Annotated in this window: 15 protein-coding genes and 3 pseudogenes; 6 read left to right on the forward strand and 12 right to left on the reverse strand. The window is 70.0% G+C overall.

Annotated elements, in window-relative coordinates; translation table 11 throughout:
* Positions 1–896: 896 nt before the first annotated feature.
* A pseudogene (locus ACWCQ6_RS30610) lies at positions 897–1,541 on the reverse strand (IS6 family transposase); the annotation flags it as partial.
* Between the two features lie 72 nt (positions 1,542–1,613).
* On the opposite strand from ACWCQ6_RS30610, the gene ACWCQ6_RS30615 reads away from it, so the two are divergent.
* Positions 1,614–2,114: a hypothetical protein gene (locus ACWCQ6_RS30615; RefSeq protein WP_451094717.1), complete on the forward strand. Its 501-nt coding sequence runs from the start codon at positions 1,614–1,616 to the stop codon at positions 2,112–2,114.
* A 129-nt stretch (positions 2,115–2,243) separates the two neighbouring features.
* Positions 2,244–2,444: pseudogene (locus tag ACWCQ6_RS30620) on the forward strand (IS5/IS1182 family transposase); the annotation flags it as partial.
* A 3-nt stretch (positions 2,445–2,447) separates the two neighbouring features.
* On the opposite strand, the pseudogene ACWCQ6_RS30625 reads toward ACWCQ6_RS30620, so the two are convergent.
* The 6 genes and pseudogenes from ACWCQ6_RS30625 to ACWCQ6_RS30650 all read right to left on the reverse strand — a co-directional run.
* Positions 2,448–3,965, reverse strand: a pseudogene (locus ACWCQ6_RS30625) (type VI secretion protein); the annotation flags it as partial.
* Positions 3,965–5,488: an SCO6880 family protein gene (locus tag ACWCQ6_RS30630; protein ID WP_451094719.1), complete on the reverse strand. Its 1,524-nt coding sequence runs from the start codon at positions 5,486–5,488 to the stop codon at positions 3,965–3,967. The pseudogene ACWCQ6_RS30625 and the gene ACWCQ6_RS30630, both read right to left, overlap by 1 nt.
* A gap of 3 nt (positions 5,489–5,491) precedes the next feature.
* Positions 5,492–7,384: a hypothetical protein gene (locus ACWCQ6_RS30635; protein WP_451094721.1), complete on the reverse strand. Its 1,893-nt coding sequence runs from the start codon at positions 7,382–7,384 to the stop codon at positions 5,492–5,494.
* Positions 7,374–8,156, reverse strand: coding sequence for a hypothetical protein (locus ACWCQ6_RS30640; protein WP_451094723.1), 783 nt, complete (start codon positions 8,154–8,156; stop codon positions 7,374–7,376). Before ACWCQ6_RS30640 ends, ACWCQ6_RS30635 begins: the two co-directional genes overlap by 11 nt.
* An 11-nt stretch (positions 8,157–8,167) precedes the next feature.
* Entirely contained in the window at positions 8,168–8,503 is a 336-nt protein-coding gene (locus ACWCQ6_RS30645) for a hypothetical protein (protein ID WP_450313328.1), read from the reverse strand.
* A 13-nt stretch (positions 8,504–8,516) separates the two neighbouring features.
* On the reverse strand, positions 8,517–9,416 hold the full coding sequence (locus tag ACWCQ6_RS30650) for a hypothetical protein (protein ID WP_451094725.1): 900 nt from the start codon (positions 9,414–9,416) through the stop codon (positions 8,517–8,519).
* Positions 9,417–9,683: 267 nt separating this feature from the next.
* Here ACWCQ6_RS30650 and ACWCQ6_RS30655 point away from each other — a divergent pair, with 267 nt between their 5' ends.
* Positions 9,684–10,775, forward strand: coding sequence for a C40 family peptidase (locus tag ACWCQ6_RS30655; RefSeq protein WP_451094727.1), 1,092 nt, complete (start codon positions 9,684–9,686; stop codon positions 10,773–10,775).
* A gap of 26 nt (positions 10,776–10,801) precedes the next feature.
* Positions 10,802–11,338: a hypothetical protein gene (locus ACWCQ6_RS30660; protein WP_451094729.1), complete on the forward strand. Its 537-nt coding sequence runs from the start codon at positions 10,802–10,804 to the stop codon at positions 11,336–11,338.
* Positions 11,339–11,456: 118 nt separating this feature from the next.
* Here ACWCQ6_RS30660 and mobF read toward each other — a convergent pair whose 3' ends face one another.
* The 5 genes from mobF to ACWCQ6_RS30685 all read right to left on the reverse strand — a co-directional run bounded on the left by mobF (position 11,457) and on the right by ACWCQ6_RS30685 (position 18,742).
* Complete coding sequence (gene mobF, locus ACWCQ6_RS30665) at positions 11,457–15,371, reverse strand: MobF family relaxase (protein WP_451094731.1); 3,915 nt, start codon at positions 15,369–15,371, stop codon at positions 11,457–11,459.
* Between the two features lie 394 nt (positions 15,372–15,765).
* Entirely contained in the window at positions 15,766–16,356 is a 591-nt protein-coding gene (locus ACWCQ6_RS30670; RefSeq protein WP_451094733.1) for a hypothetical protein, read from the reverse strand.
* Positions 16,357–16,744: 388 nt separating this feature from the next.
* Positions 16,745–17,518, reverse strand: a complete 774-nt coding sequence (locus ACWCQ6_RS30675; RefSeq protein WP_451094735.1) for a hypothetical protein — start codon at positions 17,516–17,518, stop codon at positions 16,745–16,747.
* Entirely contained in the window at positions 17,515–18,528 is a 1,014-nt protein-coding gene (locus tag ACWCQ6_RS30680; protein WP_451094737.1) for a hypothetical protein, read from the reverse strand. Before ACWCQ6_RS30680 ends, ACWCQ6_RS30675 begins: the two co-directional genes overlap by 4 nt.
* Positions 18,529–18,586: 58 nt before the next feature.
* Entirely contained in the window at positions 18,587–18,742 is a 156-nt protein-coding gene (locus tag ACWCQ6_RS30685; RefSeq protein WP_451094739.1) for a hypothetical protein, read from the reverse strand.
* Positions 18,743–18,865: 123 nt separating this feature from the next.
* On the opposite strand from ACWCQ6_RS30685, the gene ACWCQ6_RS30690 reads away from it, so the two are divergent.
* Both ACWCQ6_RS30690 and ACWCQ6_RS30695 read left to right on the forward strand, forming a co-directional pair.
* On the forward strand, positions 18,866–19,273 hold the full coding sequence (locus tag ACWCQ6_RS30690; protein ID WP_356484265.1) for a contact-dependent growth inhibition system immunity protein: 408 nt from the start codon (positions 18,866–18,868) through the stop codon (positions 19,271–19,273).
* A gap of 347 nt (positions 19,274–19,620) precedes the next feature.
* The gene (locus ACWCQ6_RS30695; protein ID WP_451094742.1) at positions 19,621–21,138 is read left to right on the forward strand and encodes a GMC family oxidoreductase; all 1,518 of its coding nucleotides are present in this window, start codon (positions 19,621–19,623) and stop codon (positions 21,136–21,138) included.
* The last annotated feature ends 142 nt before the right edge of the window (positions 21,139–21,280 follow it).

Here is a 21,280-nt window from a genome sequence, read left to right on the forward strand (position 1 = left end):
CTACACCGGTCCCATCGACGGTGAGATGGGCCCCAACTCCTGGCGGGGCTTCAGCCGCTTCATCAACGCGGATGCCTGGGACTCGGTCAGCTAACCTCCGCTTGAGGTACCGGCTCGCCACCGTCACCAGCTGCCCGAGGACGTACGCGGAATCGCAGTCGGCGTGCTCATCGGGCACGGCGGTGAGGTAGTTGGCCAGCAGCAGCGCACCGAACTCGCCGATCAGCCGCGCCATTCTCGGGGTTTCGGGGCGGTGCGCCGCCCGTGACGTCGGTCACGGACAAACTCACCCGTCAAGGGGATGGTCAAGGAGGAATCGGACACCCGCCGTCGGTGACCGTCAGACGACGGTCAAGGGGTGGCTTCGCACGGTGGCCCCGGCCTGCACGCACATCCGCGTGCGGGCCGGACGACTGCCGACCCGGCCCGCAGGCCGGGGGAAACCGAGGACACCGTGCCCGCCGACCACACACCTCACTCCGCCCAAGCCCCCTGTACCGTGCCCGGCCCGGCGCCCGCCGGCGACGTGGACCAGGTCCCGCAGGCCCCCTCCACGGGCCCCTCCATCGCCCCCTCCACGACCACTTCGCCCGCCGGGCGCGTCTCCGCGGGTCAGCCCCGGAAGTCAAGGTCCCGCGACGCGTTCGACAACCCTCCTAGCCAGACACCCAAGGCATGGAAGCCGACCGGAGTGCGAAGGAAGGAAGTGCCGAGGGCTCTCGGAATCTTCCAGAGGGCCACCCCTGATCAGCTCTGGCGGACGCTGCGCCCCGCCGACCGGCACGACCGGTGCACCCGCGACACCCTGAACGCGTTGAAGGGCGTTGTCACGTTGTTGGGTGCGTGGGTGTCTGACGGCGCGTTCGGGTGCGGTTCCCCTGCGGCGGGATCCCGGGTCAGCCCGCGGCTGGCCGGCTGATGTTCTCGGTGATCTGGTCCCAGATGGTGAAGCGGATGGTCATCTCCAAGCGGTGTTCGGCGGCGGTCATCAGGTGTCGGCGGGGCCGGAAAAGGGGTGAGATGCCGCTGAACGCTGACAGGAACCTTTGGGCTCCACCGACGCTGCGGAAGCTCTTCATCGCTCGTTCGCGCTGGCGGGTGGGCCGGTGGCTGTTCTCCGCCCGGTTGTTCAGCCCCTTGTGCGAGCGGTGCTCGATGAAGGGCATGACCTCACGGTGGGCCGCGCCGTAGGAGCGGAGCTTGTCGGTGACCATCACCCTCGGCACCGCACCGGTCTTCTTCATCAGACGACGCAGGAAACGCCTGGCCGCGGTCTTGTCCCGGCGGCTCTGAACGAGGATGTCCAAGACGTTGCCGTCCTGGTCGACGGCCCGCCACAGGTACTTCTGCTCCCCGTTGATCTTGACGAACACCTCGTCCAGGTGCCATTTGTCGCCGGGCCGGGGCCGGCGGCGGCGCAGACCGTCGGCGTAGGCCTGCCCGAACTTGGCGCACCAGCGGCGGACGGTCTCGTGGGAGACGATCACGCCGCGCTGGAGCATAAGAGGTCGCGCAGATAGGGCTCGGTTCGGGAGTGGAAAGTGGTCGCGCGGTCACCGTGTGTCTCGGCTGTCGGGTAATCGGCGTGATGGGGCTTGGCATATGCTGAGCCGATGTCGGACGACGGCGAACTGCCAAGTATCTCGGACATCGGTGTGGACCTGCCCGCAACGCTGCGTATCGCCGGGCTTGCGTTGAAACGGACGGAGAGCCCTCCGTCTTTGGCCTGCTGGACCGGCTGCTTCCCGGAGTCGGCAGGCGGCAACGCGGCGGTTATCAGTCTGGTGATTGAGCCGGCCGCGCCGCCTGAAGAGGTCACCCTCCAACTCGCTCACGACGTTGTGAGCCGTTTCGACGTCTTCGTCGACCGAGCCGTGCGGTACTGCCGGACCCGGCTCCGGGAGCGGCACTTTGAACTCACACCCGAGGAACTGAGCTGGCTGGATCTTCCAGAGTTGCCGTTGGCAGTTCCCGAAGCAGTGGTGTGGGCCGACCAGACCTGGGCAATCCGGTTCACAGAGAGCAGGTTCCGGCTGGCGAACCCCTACGGAATCCTGGTGACCTTCAACGGCACGCAGCCTGTCGACGTTCAGGGCCTCGAGGACGAGCAATGAGCCGCTTGTTGTGGCATCGCGACCCTGGAGGCCGTGCAGATCGTCAGCAGGCGGGGCCAGTTGGCAGACGGCACAGGCACAGGTCCGTGATCATGGAGTTGCGACGCTCTGTGATCACTGAGGAGACCTGTGCCTGTACTGCCATCATGGCTGGCTGAACCGCTCTGGGACCAGTTTGCCGGCCTGTTGCCGCAGCGGCCCGAGTTTGATCAGAGCCACCCGTTGGGCTGCCACCGGCGCCGGATCGGCGACCGGCTCGTCTTCGACAAACTGCTCCAGATCCTCCGGTTCGGCTGCTCTTACGAAGCAATCGCGGACTCCACCTGCTCTCTTCTGCTCGGTGTGGGAGAGGACGAGCTGGACGGCGTGCGAGCCTCCGCCGCGGCCGACCTTCCACAGGGCGCGGCCGCGCTGGCCGGCACCCCAGGAGCCGATCAGGTCGCATTCGGCGTCGGTGAGTCCGATCGCCTCGCGGGTGATCTGCAGGGGGCGGGTGTCCTGGGCAAGCTGGATGCGGGTCTCGCAGGAGGAGATGAGGTCCTTGGCGATCGCCACGGCCTCCGATCCGGCCGCGCCGACGCTCTCGAAGTCGGACAGACGGTGGGTGGCCAGGATCTGGATCGTGCCGGTCGCCCGGGAGAGCCTGAGGTCGGCGTCGACCTTGCGGACCATGGCCGCGCCGCCGGAGCGCATCTGGCGCCACAGCTCGTCCCGTACGACGACCCACGGCCGCTGTCCGGGCCGGTCGATCGCCGCCTGTGCCCAGGAGGAGACGCAGGAGAGCACCATGGCGACCGTCTCGTCGCCGTACTGCTCCAGGGCGGAGATGTCGACGGACTGGATGGGGGCCTCCCAGTCCAGGCCGATGGATGTCTCCTGGTCGAAGAGGCCGCCCAGATGGCCGTTGACCATGGAGCCGAGCGCCGAGCGGATGGTGGCCATCTGCTCGCGGGCCCGCTGGGCTTCGCCGTCGCGGACGCGGAGCTCCCGGGCCATCGCGTCGGTGGGGTCGCGCAGCTTGTCGTAGACGAGCGGCAGGGTGGGCACCGCGAGGCGGGTCTGTCCGTACAGTTCGCCGGTGACCTCGCGCACCGCGACGTCCAGGGCCTCTTCCTCCTGTGACTCCAGCGTCCGCTTGAGCTGGAGCTCCAGCAGCGCCTTGAGGAGGGTCAGGCGTCGGCGGTGGATCTCCTGGAGGCGGCTGCGGAGTTCGGCCGAGTCCGCGATCCGGTCCAGGCCGGTGCCGAGGGGTCCGGCGTCCAGCGGGTTGAGGCGGCCGGGCATGCCGGGGCCGAGCCGGACCGGCTCGGCTCCCAGGTGGCGGCACAGACCCGCGTACTCGCCCTTCACATCGCCCGCGATCAGGGTGCGGTGGCCGAAGGCCATCAGCCGGAAGCACAGGGCCTTGATGTGCGCGGACTTCCCCGACCCCGGAATGCCGGTGATCATGACGTTGGGGTTGGTGCACAGTCCTTCGCGGACCCAGACCGCCGGGTGGGCGGAGAACGCCTGCGTGGTCAGGGTGTTGTGCCCGATGTACGCCCCGACCGGCGGCAGTGCCCCGGCGTGCAGGAACGGGTAGGCGCCGGCCGCGTTGCCGGTGTCGGCGCGCACCACCTCGGTGCGGGGCAGGGACGCGGACCGTCCCGCGTACGGGTGCGGCCACCCCTTGCGGGGGGCGATCCGCATGACGGTGTCGGCGGCTTCGAGACGGCGGGCGGCGCGCTGTTCGGCCGCCGTCGGCCCGGCCTGTGCGGGGACGAACGCCGTGCTGATGCCGGTGGCCTCGCCGATGCCTGCGGCGTTCAGCAGGGTGTCGTCGCCGGTACGGCGGCGGGTGAACAGGCCCATCAGAATCCCGTCCGCCGGTCCGGCAGTCCCTGGCCGAGCGGGAGTGCCCCGGCGGCGAAGCCGACATCCTGGGCGCCCCACATGCGCCGCAGTTCCAGGCCGGACGCCGCGGCGTCGGCCTGCATCTCCGCGCAGGCCGTCTCCAGTTCCTCCAGGTCGGTGACGGTCACCGACAGCACTGCAGTCATCCGCACCACGCCCTGGCCGGATGCCCGGGCCATGTCCTGGGTGCGGGCGAGGTCGACCTCGCGGCGCTCGTCCTCGCTCTCGTCCCGGCCGGTCTTGGCCCGCAGGTACCGGGCCGAGGACCGCTTGCTCTTCTCCTTCGCGAGTTCCTGGCGGGCCCGGCGCGGGCCGAGCGGCTCGTAGACCAGGCTCATCGAGCGCCGGGCGTTGCGCCTGGGGCGCAGCAGGGGCTGCAGGAACGTCGCGTACACCTGGGCCTGCGGCCAGGTCCGCACCTGGTACGTGACCGTCCAGGCTCCGTCGTGGCGGTAGGTGCCCCATCCCGTCTCGGCGGCCGCGGGCCCGGCGAGGTCCGGGTCGACGCCCTCCTCGGTGCCTTCCCATCCGGGTGTCCGGGCGGCGGCGTTGGCGGTGGCGAGCGCGACCTGGGCGTCGGGGTCGTACGCGGTGCGCACGGTCTGGGCCAGGCCTCGCGGGGAGAGCCATTCGACGACCTGCAGGCTCGCGGTGCTCAGTGCTCCGCCCAGTGCGTGGAGCTCGCGTACCAGGACGGCTGCGGCACCGACCTGGCCGCCGCCGGCGCCCTTGACGGCGAGGCGGGCCCGGGCCGCCGACAGGGTGATGGACAGGTACGTCTCCCGGGACGTCGCCGCGGGTCCTGCTCCTTCCATCACATCGGCCAGCGCGCTCACCGCCGCCGGCGGGGCGTCGGCGGTGATGTGCTGCGCGGTCCACGACCGCAGGGCCGCCCCGTCGTCGGGCAGGCAGCGCTGGTGCACGGACAGGCGGGTGACGGGCGAGTCCTCGGTGCAGAACGTACGCATCAGCGCGGCCCAGGAGGAGACCCGGGCCGCCTGCTTGTCGCTGTCCACGAGTGCCAGGCCGGGGAAGGAGACGCGGGCAACAGCGGTGTACGTGCCGGCCACCGGGTCGTGCGCGACACCGAGCAGCCCGCCCAGGCCGTCGGGGGCCTCCAGGATGCGGAGCCGGGCCAGGGTGCCGGGCAGGTCCATCGGCTGGTGCCCGGTGCTTGCGGAGCAAGGGGCGAACGGCCCGCTGAAGAAGATGTTCTGTTTCCGTGCCACGGCGATCTGATGCCTCACTGCCAGAAGGATCCATTCGTCGGCGCTCAGCCCGCTCACCCGCCCGAAGGCGAGCAGGAGCAGCAGCAGAGCCGGCGGTACGCAGACGGCGGCCGCGGCCCAGCTGGACAGGTTGACGGGGGTGAGCAGCAGCGCGCAGGCCACGGTGACCAGGGCGAAACCGGGTCCTGAAAGCCGCCCCATGAAGCCGGACTTCTCCGACTGCCAGCCGCTGTAGGTGAGGGGTTGTGTCATCGGCTATCCCTGAGTCGGAGGAGTCGGAGGAGGAGTCGGTGGCTGTACCGGCCGGGGCGCGCTCCGTACCGGGGTGCTGTCGTCCGTTTCCTGCGGCTGTCCGGCGTGGGCAAACGGGCGCCGCTGAGCGATGATCACGTGCCGTCCGCCGGCCGCACCGTGGTCGAGACCGGCGTGTCCCGCGGTGCTCGCCATGCCGGACTCCAGGGAGTCCTTGCCCGCGGCGAGGACCTGCAGGGGCAGTCCGACCGTGCCCATGACCCGGGATCCGAAGGCGCGCTTGCCCGCGCTCCCGGTCCCCGTACCGTTGCCCATGCCCTGCATGGCATTGGAGCCGCCGGCGGCGGTCTGCGCGGTGTCCTGCTCCAGGGCGCGGGTGTAGGCACTGCCGCCGCCGACTGCCCCGGCTCCGCCCATCTCGGGCCGGTAGCCACCGCCCATCGATGCGGCGGACGAGCCGATCGAGCTCATGATTCCGGACGCGATCGCGCTGCCGCCGCCGACCGTGGAGAACGTCATGAACTTCGCGAGAACCGGCCATGCGAAGCAGGCGAGGACGAAGATGACGAGGCCGACGAACATGTTCTGCACCCCGTCGCCCTCGGACATGGCACCGAACCCGATCGCGAAGCAGAGCACGATCACCGGCTTCATCAGCACCAGCGCGATCAGCGCGTTCCGGGCCTTGGGCCACCATTCCTGCGTCGAGTCGGACAGCTGCCCGGCCAGCACCACGGGCATGGTCGCCACCAGGATCATGATTCCGGCCTGCCGCAGCAGCACCTCGATCCACAGCGCGGCAATTGCCAGGATGCACACGACCCCGACCACGATGATCACTCCGACCGCCGCAGCCGTCACCCCTTCACCGGTGATGAGCGCCGTGCCAACGGTCGCCACGCCGCCTCCGCCGGTGATCAGCCCGCCGAACAGGGTGCCCAGCTGCTGCTGCATCGCCTTGGTCGCGTCGCCCGCACCCGAGCCGCCGCCGTGGAAGCTGTAGTTGATGATCCAGGTGGACACGGCGTCCGACCAGGTCAGCGCCGTCTGCGTGGCGATCACGTAGACCGACGAGATGATCCCCCACTTCGCCAGACCCGTCACGGCGGTCGCCGCGGGCTCGCCTCGCTGGCTGATCGCCACCTTCCCGAACTGCAGCAGCAACAGGAACGTCGCGACCAGCAGGGAGAGGACCGTCATGATCCCCTTCGGCTTGCCGATGCCGGCCTTGGACAGGTCGACGGTGGACGAGTCGTTGAAGACCTTCGCGAACTCCTCCAGCAGCCACACCACGGACTTGCCGATGTAGCGGGCGGCCTCCTGGAGCGCGTTCGAGGCCATCTCCGAGATCTTCCCGGCCGCCCACGTGACCGGGGTCTTCGCCTCGGGCGGGTACTTGGCCGCTCCGTCGCGCTGGCAGTCCCGGAATGAGCTGCCCTTGTCGACACAGTCGGTGATGAACTGGTTCAGCTTCTCGTACGTCGGGTCATCGGCCTTGTTCGGGTAGTTCTTGCGCCACTTCTCCAGTCGGCGCTTCTCGAACGCGTGGCGGTCCTCATTGCTGCAGTCCCGGGCTCCGGTTCCGTCGGCTCCCTCGCAGATGTCGACGGAGCCTGGCATCTCGCCGGCCTCTGGCATCCGACAGATGCTGGCGTCATCGATCTCCTCGTACAGGCAGTAGTTGCCCTTGTTGTCGATCCCGACCGGTGAACCGCCAGACCAATCGTCCGCCGCCTTCTTGCCGCTGTCGGGGCCGTGGTCGAGGTGCCATTTCGGCTTGTCCTCGGCCACTGCTGCGGGAGCGGCACTCAGACCGGCGCCGAAGCACGTCAGCAGGATGACCGTGAGACAGGCGAAGCTGCGGACGTAGCCTCGCTGTGCCCGATCAGTCCGCATGCCTCACCTGCACCCAGCCGTCGTCCCACGCGTACGGTGATTCGGGGAAGTAGGCGACTGGGAAGCTCCGCTTCTTCCAGTACTTCGACTCGTTGGTCAGTCTCCACTGGCCGTTCTGCCACTTGAGGATGAAGTCGATGTCCTCGCCCTTGAGCGGGTTGTCGTCCGTCGGCTTCTCCGGCGTGGCCGCGTAACGGTCGTAGTTCATCCAGATCTGAACGACGTCGCCCGGAGTGTCGCCCGGCACGATGATCGAGGTAGGACGTGCCGCTTCAACGGTGGTGGTGAATGTGATGCCGGCCGGAGTGCCACCGGAGGAAGGAAGATTGGACGCCTCCCTCAGCTTGCGGACTTCGGAGATCTGCTCGTCGATATAGCCGACGGCGTCCGGCGACACGACGGCCTCAAGTTGCTGGCGGGCCTTCTGGTCGTCGAGGAAGGCGTACTCCTCCCAGAAGTAGACAGCCGCTGAGATCGCACCGCCCGGGCTGCGAGGGAAGCCTGTGGAGACGCCGTCCGCCTGCCCTGTCGGGACTCTCAGCCTGATCTTCTTCGCCTTCTCCGGAGTCATCCTGCCGCCGCCACTCGGTCCGGTCGCAGACGGTCCTGGTTTCGCGGTGGCTGAGGGGGCTGCCGCGCCCTTCTCCGAATCGTCGTTCCCGAGCAGGGAGTAAGCCACCACGCCCCCGCCGACCAGCCCCGCTGCGGCAAGTACGGCGAGCCCGGCGAGGGTGAGTCTGGCCTTGCGGGCACTGCGGTCGTGGGTGTCCATCTGTCGCCGCCTCACTTCGCCATGTTGTAGAACGCGAGGACAAGGCTGCTGGTCACACCGATGCCTCCGGCGCCGAACAGGCTCCAGAGCACGGACTGCTTGCCGCGGGCGGCCAGCTGTGCGCGTTCGCTGTTGTGGCCCACCGCCACCAGGAGCCAGCCCAGCAGCCCGCCGCCCATCGCTGCCGCGAGGCCCAGCCCTGCGGTCCAGGACAGCATCGTCTTGACTTGGGTGTTCACCGCATCGGGAAGCGCCGGGCTGTACTTCGGGACGATCGGGTCGTCCCCGGCGAGTACGTGCAGGCCCGGGTCGGTGGCCAGGGTGTGCAGGGTGGTCATCAAAGTCATGGCCGACACCTCGTCAGAGTGGTCCGGAAGCGGGGGAAACAACAGCGAGCGGCGCGGGTCGCGGCGCGTCGGGAAGCGGTATGCCCCAGGTGGCGCCGGCCGCTGCGAGGACTGCCCGGGCGAGCGAGTGGGCGGCCTGCCGGGTGCGTGAGCGCAGCCGGGATACCGTCCGCAGCCCGTGGGTGCGGATGTGCGGGTCGTGCGGGAGGTGCACCACGGCGGCGGTGCGGGAGGTCAGCATCGTCGCGCCGGCCCGGACCACGGCGGGCAGCCGCCCGTCGGTCTGTGCGACGAGTACGGCCACCGTGCGGGGCAGCGGCATGCCGTCGGCGTGCAGTGCCAACACGGCCTGCTGCAGGGCCTGGACGCCGCCGGCGGTGGCGGCCGCACACAGCACCGGTACCGCATAGGGGAGTTCGCACCAGGCCCGGGTCTGCCCGGTGCGCCCGGCACAGCGGGCGTCGAGGATGTCGTGGGCGACGGGGTGCGTGGTGTCGGCGATGACGGCCTGCCAGCCGCCGATGGCGGCGAGCTGGAGCCAGGCGGCGGGATCCTGGGGCAGGGCGAGCGGCGGGCTGTGCCAGTCGCGTCCGTCTGTCAGCACCTGCCAGCCCGCGCCCCTGCCGGCCGGTCGTCGGGCAGCGGCGGACCGGACCTGGGAGCGGGTCAGTGGCCGGTCGGGCGGGAGTACGGCCAGGCCGCCGGCTTCCTGCCCGAGGGTCCAGGAGGGCCAGGGTGAGGAAAGGCGTGGTGCGGTGTCGAGTACGACCGTGGCGGTCCCGGCCGCCGCCATCGCTCCGGCGAGCAGATCGGCGACGGTGGAGCGCCCGCTGCCCCCGGTCGCCGCCATCACCGGCAGCACCAGTCGGGACTCGGCAGGCAGCGCCACCAGTGCGCCTTCCTTCTTACCCACCCTTACCTCCGACCGCCATACGACACAGGCAGAGATTTGCTTCAGCTAATCGAATACATCGATCCGCCCCACGCAAACACGATGGGACCATACCGCCCTCCCGTGCACCGACAACTAGAAGTCGCCTTCAACTTATGCCTTGTAAAGCAGTGATGGCATAGTGTCACGAATCGTCACGCAAATTGAGCCAGGTATGTGCCCGGCGGAACAGACCGCATACCAGGGTTCATTTGCGCAAATCAAGAGGTGCAGGGCCTAGGGAGGACTGTGCGCGTCAAGCGATGGCTGGCCGTTGCGTTGGGCGGGGCGGTCATGACGCCGGTCGCGTTCGGCATGGGCATCGTGCTGCTCGTTGCGACGTTCGACGACGACAGCGGCGAGGGCAGTGTGGAGCCGACGGCGGGAAGCCTCAGGATCGGCAGGGGCGGCGTTCCCGCCGAGTATGCGCCGATGATTCTCAAGGCGTCCGCCGACTGCGACCAGGGGTTGCCGCCGTCGATCCTGGCCGCCCAGCTGAAGCAGGAATCGAACTTCAACCCGAGGGCTGAATCTCCCGGCGTCGGTGCGCAGGGCATCGCCCAGTTCATGCCGGACACCTGGCCGACCTGGGCCGTGGACGGAAACAACAACGGGGCCAGGAGCGTCTGGGAACCCGCCGACGCCATCGCCGGGCAGGGCAGGCTCATGTGCAGCCTGCTGAAGAAGGGCAAGGCGCACCCGCAGTACGACGGCTCGCCCATCGAGCTGGCCCTCGCCGCCTACAACGCCGGTTGGGGCCGTGTCGACCAGCACAGAGGCGTACCCGACGAGAAGTTCGCCGGGGGCCAGACGTACAACTACGTCAGCATCATCATGGCGTCCGCTCGACGCTTCACCGCCCCCTCGCCCAGCGAGGAGGTTGACTTGCCCTCCGGTTACACCCTGCCCGCCGGCACCCCTCGCGAGGTCCGTACCGCGGTGTCCTGGGCGTTGCAGCAGAAGGGCGGCTGGTACCACCTGGGAGGCGACTGCACCGACGCCCGCGGCCGGAGTCCGGCTCGCTGGTGCGACTGCTCGTCCCTGATGCAGCAGGCCTACCGGGCCGCCGGGATCGGCATTCCCCGGGTCACCTACGACCAGGTCGGCTTCGGCGACCACGTCAGCATCGACGAACCCAAGCCGGGTGATCTGGTGTTCAACCCGGGCAGCGACGGATCGGACGCGCGCCCGGGGCACGTGGGCATGTACATCGGCGACGGCAAGATCATCGAGGCGCCGCGCACCGGCGTACGGACCCGGATCGTCTCGTACAGCAGCTGGCGCAACTCCACCAGCGCCATCACCCGGATCACCGAGGTCCGCCGGGTGGTGAAGTGGTGACCCGCGCGACCGAAGGGCATCCCGCCATGCACGAGCACGAAGAGGTCTTCCACCCGTGGGGCACCGTGTCTCCGGCGTTCTGGGGAGCCCCCGCGCTCGCCCCTGCCGAGCACGCCGGGCCCCGGGCGCGGACACCGGAGGCGCTGCGCGAACGCCTGGCCGCGATCGCCGCGGCGGCATCCGGCGGCCGGCTGCAGGATGCCGCGTGGATGGCGTACGAGCTCGACACCGAGATCGCCGCCGAGTACGGCGCCGAGCATCTGAACGTCGTCCACATCCGGGAGGTCCGCGGACATCTCGCTCATCTGGTGGGTGACCACGCCACGGCGCTCGGGTGGTACCTGCACACCGCCCGCCTGCGGGCGACGGTCCAGGGGCCTCGGCATCCCGACACCGAAGAGGCGACCCGCCGCGTCTACAGCCTCTGGCGAACCGTCCCCGCCCAGGACGCCCACCGCCTCGGCATCGAGCTCCTCAGCACGGTCACCGACATCCACGGACCCGACGCACCGGTTGCTCTCCGGACCCGCCGACGGCTGGAGTCCCTCGCCCGGAACAACTGACTCCGTCCGGCCCGGCCGCGGTCGGTCTGTTGTCCGCGGACAACAGACGGTTCGTTGTCCGCGGACAACAGACAGTTTGTTGTCCGCGGACAACAACCGACCACGAGTGAACGGTCCTTCAGCGGCCGAGGCCTGGTCCTGGCCACCCCTGCGGCTGCGGCTGCGGCTGCGGAGAGGCGGCACGGCTGCAGTGGCCGACTTCCCGGGTGGCGCGTCGGAGGTTCTGCCCGGCCTGACGTGTGGCTGCGGCTTCCCGCGCCGCCAGCGACCGCTGTTCCGTCTCACGGACCGCCTGCCCAGGGGTGAGCCGCGCTCGTAGCTCGGCTTCCTCACGCAGTCCGCAGGCCTTACGTGTCTCCAGGGCGGCAATCGTGCGCTGCTCCGCCGCCTGCCGGAGAAGTTCCTCGTGCCGGTCCGCGTCAGCACGGCTCAGGCGGACGGCGAGGGCAGGCAGCTGGGCGCGGCACTCGGCGATCCGGTCGGGCAGCGGCCTGCCGGAATCGGTTCCGGTGGCTCTGTGGATCCGGTCCCTGACACCGTCGCGCAGGGCCCGGGCCCGGCGCCGCAGTTCGGCCGCCCGGTCGTCGAGTTCCGTGATCTGCCGGGTACGGTCCTCGATCCTGGCGTGCATGACGTCGACGGCCTCCCTCATCCGGCGCCGCCCGGTGAGCACCGTCCTCTTCAGTGCGAGGCGGGCGACGATCTTCCGCTCCGCGTCGCCCTCGATGCGGTTCGACTCGCGCAGCCTGGCAAGTTGGAGCTCGATGGCGTCGGCCTGCTCCTCGGCACGCACGGCGCGGGCGAGATCGCTGTCCGCCGTGTCCAGGTGCCGGCTGATCTGTGCGAAGGTCCGGCGCGCCGGTGCCTGGCCGGTACCGAGAACGGCGGCGAGCTCGTCGGCCTGCCGTGCGTAGGTCCGTGCCCGCTCCGTGGCAATCGCCGCGTCCCGGTTGGCCTGCTGGACACCGGGCGCCAGGTGGGCCGTGGCCAGATGTCCCCATTCCCGTTCGTTCCAGGGCGTCACTGTCGCGGGCGGGATCGTCGGCATCGAACGCCCTGCGGTGGCGAGCTCGTCGGTGACCATGACGTCGCCGCGCTCCTCCTCCAGCAGCCGCCCGCACGCCGCGACGGCGCGGTCCAGTCGTTCGCCGTCGGTGCGGACTTCGCCGAAGCGGATCCGGGTGACGTCGTCCTCGAGTTCGTCGAGTGGCAGGAAGAGATGTGATTCCAGCCGGGCCCGGGACATGGCCGGGTACAGCGAGCGGGAATCGGCATGCAGGCCGTAGGCGATCGTCAGGTCCGAGGTGAGGCCCTGGGCGGAACCGATCGTCATGGCGTAGCCGTGGGTCAGCCGGCCCTCGGCGATGTCCTTCTGCGACATCCACGCGGCCTGTGTGTGGTGCCCGCCGCCGGGACGTCGACGGCGCCACTCGACCCGTGCCCCGCGCTGGTCGTCCACTTCGAGGACGACGCCGCGGAAGCCGTTGAGTACGTCGGGCTGGGACAGGTCGCGGCGGGAGCGGTAGTCGTTGCGCCGGATGTGGACCAGGTCTCCGGCAGCGAAGGCGACCCGGCCGCCGCCGGCAACTGCGTACGTACGGCCCGCGTCCAGTTCTCCGGAGGCGACCAGGACGGCGCGGGCCCCGGCGTTGAGCGCGGCCACGTCCGCCCGCCGTGCGGCGAGCAGCAGCAGATCGGCGACCTGCCCGTGGGGGTCCCCGGCCCAGCGGCCGCGTACCTCGTTCCAGCGCGCGAGCATGGAGGTCAGGGCCTCGGTGGCGGTGTCATCGGCGTGTACGTGACCGTGTGCGGCGTACGCCGAGAGGGCTGTCGTACGGCCTCCGTCGCGCCAGTCCTGCAGCGCCGCTCTCTCGACGACGTCCCTCTGGCGCCGGTTCTCCGTCAACTGCAGCCCGTCGACGAGCCGGTGGATCCGGGCGAACCCGCCGCCGATGCCGACGGCGCGCAGCTGCAGCGGATCGCCGACACCTGCGATCTTCGTGCCGGTCCGGGCGGCATGCCGGAGCAACGTGGCAAGGGCGCGGTCGTCGACCATGGCTGCCTCGTCGATGACCATGACGCCGACGCCGTCGAGACCGCGGCCGCCGCTGATCTCACGCGTCCAGGCGGCGATCGTCCGGGACTCGATGCCTGCCTCGGCGGCAAGGTTCGCGGCCGCCACGGCCGCCGTGCTCGCTCCGGCGACGGTCAGGCCGGCGGCCTCCCACCCGGCCCTGGCGGCACTCATCAAGGTGGTCTTGCCCGCACCCGCGACGCCGATCACGGCGTCGGCCCCGTGCCCGGCGGTGAGCAGGCGCATCACGACGGCGCGCTGCTGGGGGGAGAAGCGGAAGGCGCGGCCTGACGTGGACTGGGCGACTTCGACGGTGGCGATCGTCAGCTCGGCGGCCTCGGGCGTCAGCTGCGCCAGGCCGGCATCCAGACCGGCCGTCGCGCACTCGATGATGGTCTGCTCGGCCGCGACGACGCCGCTGTGCGTGTAGCGCTGACGGTGTGTGCGGTGGTGCCGGTTGGAGTCCGCGAGACGTACGGCATGCCCGTCGACGGACAAGACCTCGTCGGTCAGCGCGACCAGCTGGTCCTTGCTCAGCAGGTAGGGCAGCGTCCGTGTGACAGCCGCCATGACGTGGGTGTGGGTGACAGCCTTCCGGGCTGCGGTCAGCCCATGCCCGGGATCCCAGATCTGCGAGGCGATCTCCTGCGGCCCCGGCATCAGCGGCCAGTCACCACCGGGCCACGACGGTGCGGCCCCGTCGGGTCCGTCGGGCCCGGGAAGCGCGGCCGCAACCATCGCGTCGACAGCAGCCTCGCCGCCCAGCACCGCCGCGGCACGCGTCCGCCAGTTGTGGCGCGGCGCCTCTGCCGCCGCCTCGTCCTTGGCCTGGGCCGTCCGCCTCGCGGCGGCCCTCTGCCGGTCACGCCCGGCGTCCCTGCCGACGAGGTCGAGGACCTGCTGCCGGCGACGCGAGAAAGCACTGCGCAGGTCCCCGTCGACGCCTACGAGTTCCCACGCCCCCGTGCTCTCGCTCCGGGCGAACCGCGCACCGTGACGCTCGATCAGCCGGGCGCGCAGCCGGGCCTCGGCAATTTCGTTGATCAGGTGCACATGCCGGAGCAGATCCTCCGCCCCGGCCGCGATGGTGCGCCACTTCCCGTCCTCGCAGCGCGCCATGTGCGCAATGTTGACGTGAACGTGCAGATGCGGGTCACCGGGAGACGCATCGACCGGCCGGGCGGAGCGGTGCAGGGTCGTCCAGCCGATCAGCCCGGAGGTGGCCACCCGCTCGGCGCGCTGCCCGTCACCGTGGTGACCGGCCATGCCGTAGGCCGTCCACTCCTCAAGAGCCCCGACCGCTTCGGTCACCGAGGCCATCCACTCGCCCTCGATCGCCGCGGCCAGTTCCTCACCGGCGAGCGCGTACGCGGTGCTGATGGATTTCGGGAGATCGAGAGAAAGGTCGACGCCGCGCAGTCCGACATCGACGCGATGGTTGCGCCACCGGTCCGCCTCGGCGATCACATCGCCACCGTAGAGCTGCTCGACCGACAGCCCGGCAGCCGCGGCCAGCCGCCCGGCATCGCCGACCGGCAGCAGGTGCGCCTCCCCGTCGCGGACGATCCCGCGCTCGGCACGTGCGAAGCGGCTCGCCAGCGCCTCATTGCCGAGGTACTGCGCAGCGGTCATCCCGTCGGCGGCGGCGAGCCCGGTGACGGCGTCGACCACGACGCGCGCGGTCACCTTCCCGCGCGGGTCCAGCTCCTGCTTGCGCTTCACCAACTGCTCACCGGTACGCCAGTCCCGGCCGTCCATCAGCGCCCGCGCGGCATCCGGATCGACAGGCTCTCCCGCGACCAGCCCCAGCTCCGTCAACCCGCTCCCGATCCACCGCAGGTCACTCGCAGCCGCGAGCCGGTACTCGACCTCGGCGTCCGACGACTGGTCACAGCCACAGTCCTCTGCGAGCCGGTACTCGACCTGCTCGGGAGCCACGATCGGGGTCGCCCAACCCACGGCCGACCCCTTCCCTCGACGACTCGTCCGCTCAGCGAACCATGATCATTTCTTGATGATACCTGAGGTACTTTCCGTTTTTGAGTGACAGAGCCTCTGGTCGCGGAAGCTGTGGTCGGTTTGTGTCCTGTAGTGGCTGACCTTGCATAGGTCAGCCGGACCTTGCATCTAGATCTGCACAGATCAATTGGATCTTGCACGTGGCTGTCGTGCGCAGCGTTATGCCAGTGGGAACGCAAAGTCCGTGTCAGTAGGCAATGGCCAACTGGGGCGCGGTGGAGGGCCTCTGCCGCCGTGCGGCACGCATTTCGCGTGCCGCACGGCGAGGGACGGCGGACGTTCAGCGGGAGCGGCAGAAGCACCCGGCAGCGGCCGGGTCGAGGCCGGGTGGCAGTCAGCGGGTGAAGACGTCGCCGAGCTCTCCGTGTACGAAGGCCCGGATGGCCTCGGCGACCTGGTGGGCGCCGGCGAGGGACGCCGGAGCCATGACCGGCATACGGCGGACGTGCATGTCACTGAAGGCGAAGAACCAGCCTCCGTCGTTCGAGATGGCGACGAGGATGTCGGAGTCGCCGCTCCGTCCACCTCGCGGGGTAGCGGGGCCACGGTCTACGACGACATAGTCGCGGCGTGCGCCGAGCTGGGCCCTGAGGCCGATCTCCTCGGAGACCAGAGCCCCGAACAGGAAGCCCGTCAGGGACGTGACCTCCGCGTCGGTGCGCTCGGTCTCCAGGTCGCGCTCGTACGGGGAGGCGGCGAGGTCGAGCACGCCTTCAGCCATGTTCTCCGTCCAGCTCCACTGGGCGGGCGGCACGGAGTGCTCACCGCCGATGGCCCACAGGCTGGTAAGCAGCTCGGCGGCGTGCTCCAGGACGCTCGGCACGTACAGGGCGGGGAGCCTCTCGGCCGCAGCCTTGACGGCGGCGTACGCCTCGGCGGAAAAGATCGGGCGGTCGTCGGCGATGGAGCTGTAGGTGATGCTCATGCTTCCCTCTCATGTGGCCCGGGGCCGGTGTCGACGGCCCCGGCTTCATGCTGTCGTCCCGTGGCGCCCGAGCGGGCCGAAATGGGGGACAACGGTTCGTCTGGGCGTAGCCGCCAAAGATGCAAGGTCGGGCTGACCAATCGGAGCCACGGGTGCCCAAGCTGAACTTTCACCTCGCTGTTCAGGGCGCAGTCCGGTGCAGCCTTCAGCCGCACCGGACAGTTTGTTGTCCGCGGACAACAATGTCGTGCGCAGGGTGGATGTCAGCGGGATGCGCAGGGTTATGGCAGTGGGATCGCAGAGTCCGTTTCAGTCGGCGGTTGTCGTCTGCCATCGAGATGTCAGCGGAGTCTGCCACTGGATGTCAGTGGTTCTGCCATGAGGTGTGTCAGTAGGTGCTGACGTCGTCGGCAAGTACGGCGGTGCCGTCGGCGGCGCGGACCAGGAGCCCGGCGTCGAGCAGCCCCGCGACGGTGGCCGCGATCGGCTCCTCGGGATCGGTGGAGACGGAGCCCTCGTAAGACGCCTGGAACAGCACGGCCGCGTACTGCCCGCTGAGGACGTCGCGCTGGAGCGGCCGGTAGTGCGCATCTCGCGGGTGACGCCACGGCTCGGTGTGGTTGGCGGGGTGGACCCAGTTCATCTGCCGCTCTGTGAGGACGTCCAGGCGTGGGCTGAGGGTGAAGTGGGAGGGGGCCGCGCGCCGCAGGGCGTACGGTCCGGCGAGGTGGGGGTAGGCCCAGGCGCGTTCGATGGCGTCGCTGACGCGGTCGAGGTTCCAGCCGAGGGACTCGGCGAGGAAGTCGGCGATGAGCGGTCGGCCGGCGTGGGCGAGCGCGTTGAGGACGGCAACGGCGTCCGTGTCGGTGCCGGGGGCGGGCTCGGGCAGGAACTGGGCGTCGAAGTAGCGGGGGTGGTCGTAGACCTCGGCGGCGTACGGGGTGAGGTCGCCGGGGTGGAGGTCGAGGCGGCGGGCGAGTTCGAGGACGACGTGCAGCGGTTGGTTGGGCAGGTGGTCCAGGGAGATGTCGTGTTCATGGACGCCGAGGAGGTCGGCGAGCTCCCACGCGGACATGCCCGCGTTGTGCTGGCGGCGGCTCAGGTCCTCGCCCCAGCCGCGGGGTTTGTAGCGCGGGGGCTTGTAGGGGCCGGGGCCGGTCACAGGGCGGCGCCCCGGTCGCTGAGGATCTCCACATCGAGGCGACGCGCGGCCATCCAGTCGGTGAGCGGGGCGGGGCCGGCACCGAGCTGTGTGCCTTGGCAGGAGCGGCGGTGAAGCCAGATCGGGTCGACGCCGATGCGGCGGCAGGTGCGCAGGACCGTTTCGGTCAGGGCGCGGTCGGTGGCTTCGAGCTCGGGGTTCTTCGGGTCGGCGAAGAAGCGGCGGCGGGTGCCGGCGCCGTCCGCGCGGCGGTGGGCGAGGTGGGCGGCGACAATGTCGGCCGCGTACGGCGGGAGGGTGGTCTTGCCGGTGGTGTGGGTGTAGCTGGGGCACTCGTCCTCGTCGCGGCGGTCGAGCTGGTGGGCCCAGTCGGCGCGGAGGTAAACGGCGTGGTCGGCGAAGGTCGGCAGGTAGAGGTAGTGGCCCGCCTCGTCGATGTTGCGGCACAGCAGGTGGGCAAAGCGGTCGGGGGCGGCGGTCAGGTGCAGGGAGAGCACGGTGACGGCGGCGGCGTGGGTGGAGACGGTGGCACGCAGGGCACGGCAGATGCCGGGGGTGAGCCAGGTGGTAAGCCGGTCGGGAGCGGCGGGGCCGAGGGCGGCGGACTGCCAGCGGAGCAGGACGCCGCGGGTGAGCAGGGCGGCTTGGATGGCGCGAAGCCGGATGAGGGCGAGGCGGGGGCTGGCGGCGGTGCCGAGCCGTTCGCCGCGCAGGTAGGCGTTCAGCTGCCGCTGGAACTCGCCGGGGGTGCGGCCCGGGGTCAGCTCGTGGCGGTGGCGGCGTACGAACTCATCCGCTCGCTGTGCTTCGGCGCGGTAGGTGATGTTGAGCTGGTCGAAGGTGTCCCCGGCGAGGCGGCGGCGGCAGGTGGCGAGGAAGAGGGGGAAGTCGACGGTCGGCAGGGCCGGCCAGTCGGCGTCGATGTCGGCGTGCTCGTCGGGATGGAGCGGCTGCTGGTGGGCCGGGGCGGGCAGCGGCAGCAGGTCGTGGAAGATGCTGATGCCGATCACCCGGCCGTTTCGGTGGGTCCCCGGCACAGCCGCCCTCGTCGCCGACCGCGTCCGTCGTTCACGGCGCGGTCATCATCAGTGCGATCGAGACCGCGTGGCGGGAGATCCGGCGCCGCTTCGACGGCGTCCCGGACATCTTCGTCACCACCCCGCCCACAGCCGGTGCGCAGGACCCCACCAAGTGCACTGCTCTGCGCACCGGTCGGCGCTTCATACGCGACGGGCACCTGACCATGGAGCTTCAGACCGTGTTTGAGATCTCGCGTTGTGGTCGGGTGCCGGAGACCAGCAATGGTCTCCGGCACCCGACCACACGCATTCACGAGAGAATCGTCTGGTGACTGTATCTATCGACCGTAGTCGGTCCCTTGAGGAGCTTGAACGTGATCGCTGGCAGGCGCCCCCGCCTGATGCCACCCGTCTCATTGCGACGGCGCATGCCCTGCGGAGTCGGCCGGTCGGGACTCTGACCGTTGAGGACCTGCGCCTGCTGATCGGGCAGGACATTGGGCTGCCAGTGCTTCTTCCGCTCGCGGTGGAGGTACTTCGTGACAACCCGCTGGCCGAAGGCGACATGTACGAGGGCGACCTGCTACGCGCGGTCCTGACCAGGAACTCAGCTGTCTGGAGCGCTTATCCGGAACTTGCGAGGCAACTGACCTTCATCGTCGGCGGCCTCTCCGACCTCTCGCCAGACCTGCGGAGCAAGGTTGAGCGGTTCGTAGGCGCCGTCCAGAATTCCTGACGCGTCGCAGGTGCCTGTCGTCTACTACAGGGCTGTCCACCGAAGACACCGTGGCCCTGGCCGTTTGGCAGGGCAACCTTGGGTGAGCCGGCGGACCATAATGCCGATCATCGCCCACCGGACCCGGCATTCCGAATTGTCAGCGTCGAATTCCACTGACACTTCCCATGGCAGAACGACTGACATTCTCGCGGCAGACGACAGTCAGAACGTCAGTGGGATGTCGTGCGCGGAACGGGGCCATCCCATGGACGGGTTGCCGGCCGGGCCGGTCGGGTACGTCTTTGATCTGCCGACGACGCCCGGGTGGGCTGTGGACCAGTGGGTCGGCAGGAGAGGCGAAGCCGATGTCCCAGGAGTTCGATTACATCGTCGTCGGTGCCGGGTCTGCCGGCTGCGTGCTCGCCGCGCGGCTGTCCGAGGACGCGGCCACCACAGTTCTGCTGATCGAGGCCGGGCCCGCAGAGACGGAAACCGACCTCGCGACGCCCGCCGCGTGGCCCACGCTGTGGGGCACGGACGTCGACTACGCCTACACCACGGTGCCACAGACAGGCGCCGACGGCCTGCCGCGACTGTGCCCGCGCGGCAGAACGCTGGGCGGATCGAGCGCCATCAATGCGTCGGTGTTCCTGCGTGGACACCGCAACGACTACGACCGCTGGGCCGCGTCCGGCTGCGTGGGCTGGGGCTTCGACGAACTCGTCCCCTACTTCCGGCGGATGGAGACGGCCGTCGGCAGGGACCCGGTATGGCGCGGCGACAGCGGCCCGATGCGCCCGGCACCGGCTCAGGACGGCAACCCGCTCTCCCAGGTCTTCGTCGACGCCGCGGCGGCGGCCGGGCATCCCGTGACGGATGACTTCAACGGTGCGGGGCAGGAGGGCGCGGGCTGGCACGATCTGAACATCACCGGGGGCAGCCGGCAGAGCACGGCCAACGCCTATCTGGATCCGCTGCGCGGCCGCCGGCCGAACCTCACCGTCCTCACCGGCACCCGCACGCGCCGCCTGCTCTTCGAAGGCGAGCGGTGTACGGGCGTGGAGTACCAGCGCCAGGGCGAGACAGTGGCCGTGTACGCGACCGGTGAGGTGGTCGTCAGCTGCGGAGCGGTCGACTCCCCGCGCCTCCTCCTGCTGTCGGGCATCGGCCCCGCCGACGAACTCCGCCGCATCGGTATCGAGGTCCGTCACGACCTGCCCGGCGTCGGGCGCAACCTGCAGGACCATCCGGCGTGCGGGCTCGTCTACGAAGCGAGCCGACCGATTCCCGCAGGGCGCGCCAACCTGGCGGAGACCTCACTGCTGTGGCGCAGTGACGCGTCCTTGCAAGGCCCCGACATGCAGCTGATGTTCATTCATGTGCCGTACCACCCGCCGACGATGCAGGCCCCCGCGAACAGCTTCACCCTCGGAGTCGTGACGGTGCCCCAGAGCCGGGGCTCGGTGCGCCTGGCCGACGCCGATCCGGACACCCCGCCGCTGATCGACCCGAACTACCTCGGCGAGGAATCGGACATCCGCCGCATGCTGCACGGCATCCAGGCCGCACGCGACATCGCGGCGGCAAGTCCCTTCACACCGTGGCAATTGCACGAGGTGCTCCCCGGGGACGGCACCACCGACGAGGCGGCACTGCGCACGTTCCTGGCACGCGCCACCGGACCGTACTTCCACCTCGTGGGCAGCTGCGCGATGGGGACCGGCAACCAGGCGGTGGTCGCGCCGGACCTGAAGGTGCACGGCATCCAGGGTCTGCGGGTCGCGGACGCGTCGGTGATGCCCACGATCGTCTCCGTCAACACCAACGCCGCGACCATCATGATCGCGGAGAAAGCCGCCGACCTGATCCGCCAGGACACGTAGACCGCGCACGCCTCAGGGCCCTCCCCGGTGCAGATTCGAATCGGACCGGACAGCGGGAGCTGTGGTCGGTTTGTTGTCCGCGGTGCTGGACCAGCAGGTGCCGATGGAGTGGGCGTTCTCCGGCCCGTACGCCCTGGCGCAG

It is taken from the genome of Streptomyces sp. NPDC001880 (assembly GCF_053594575.1).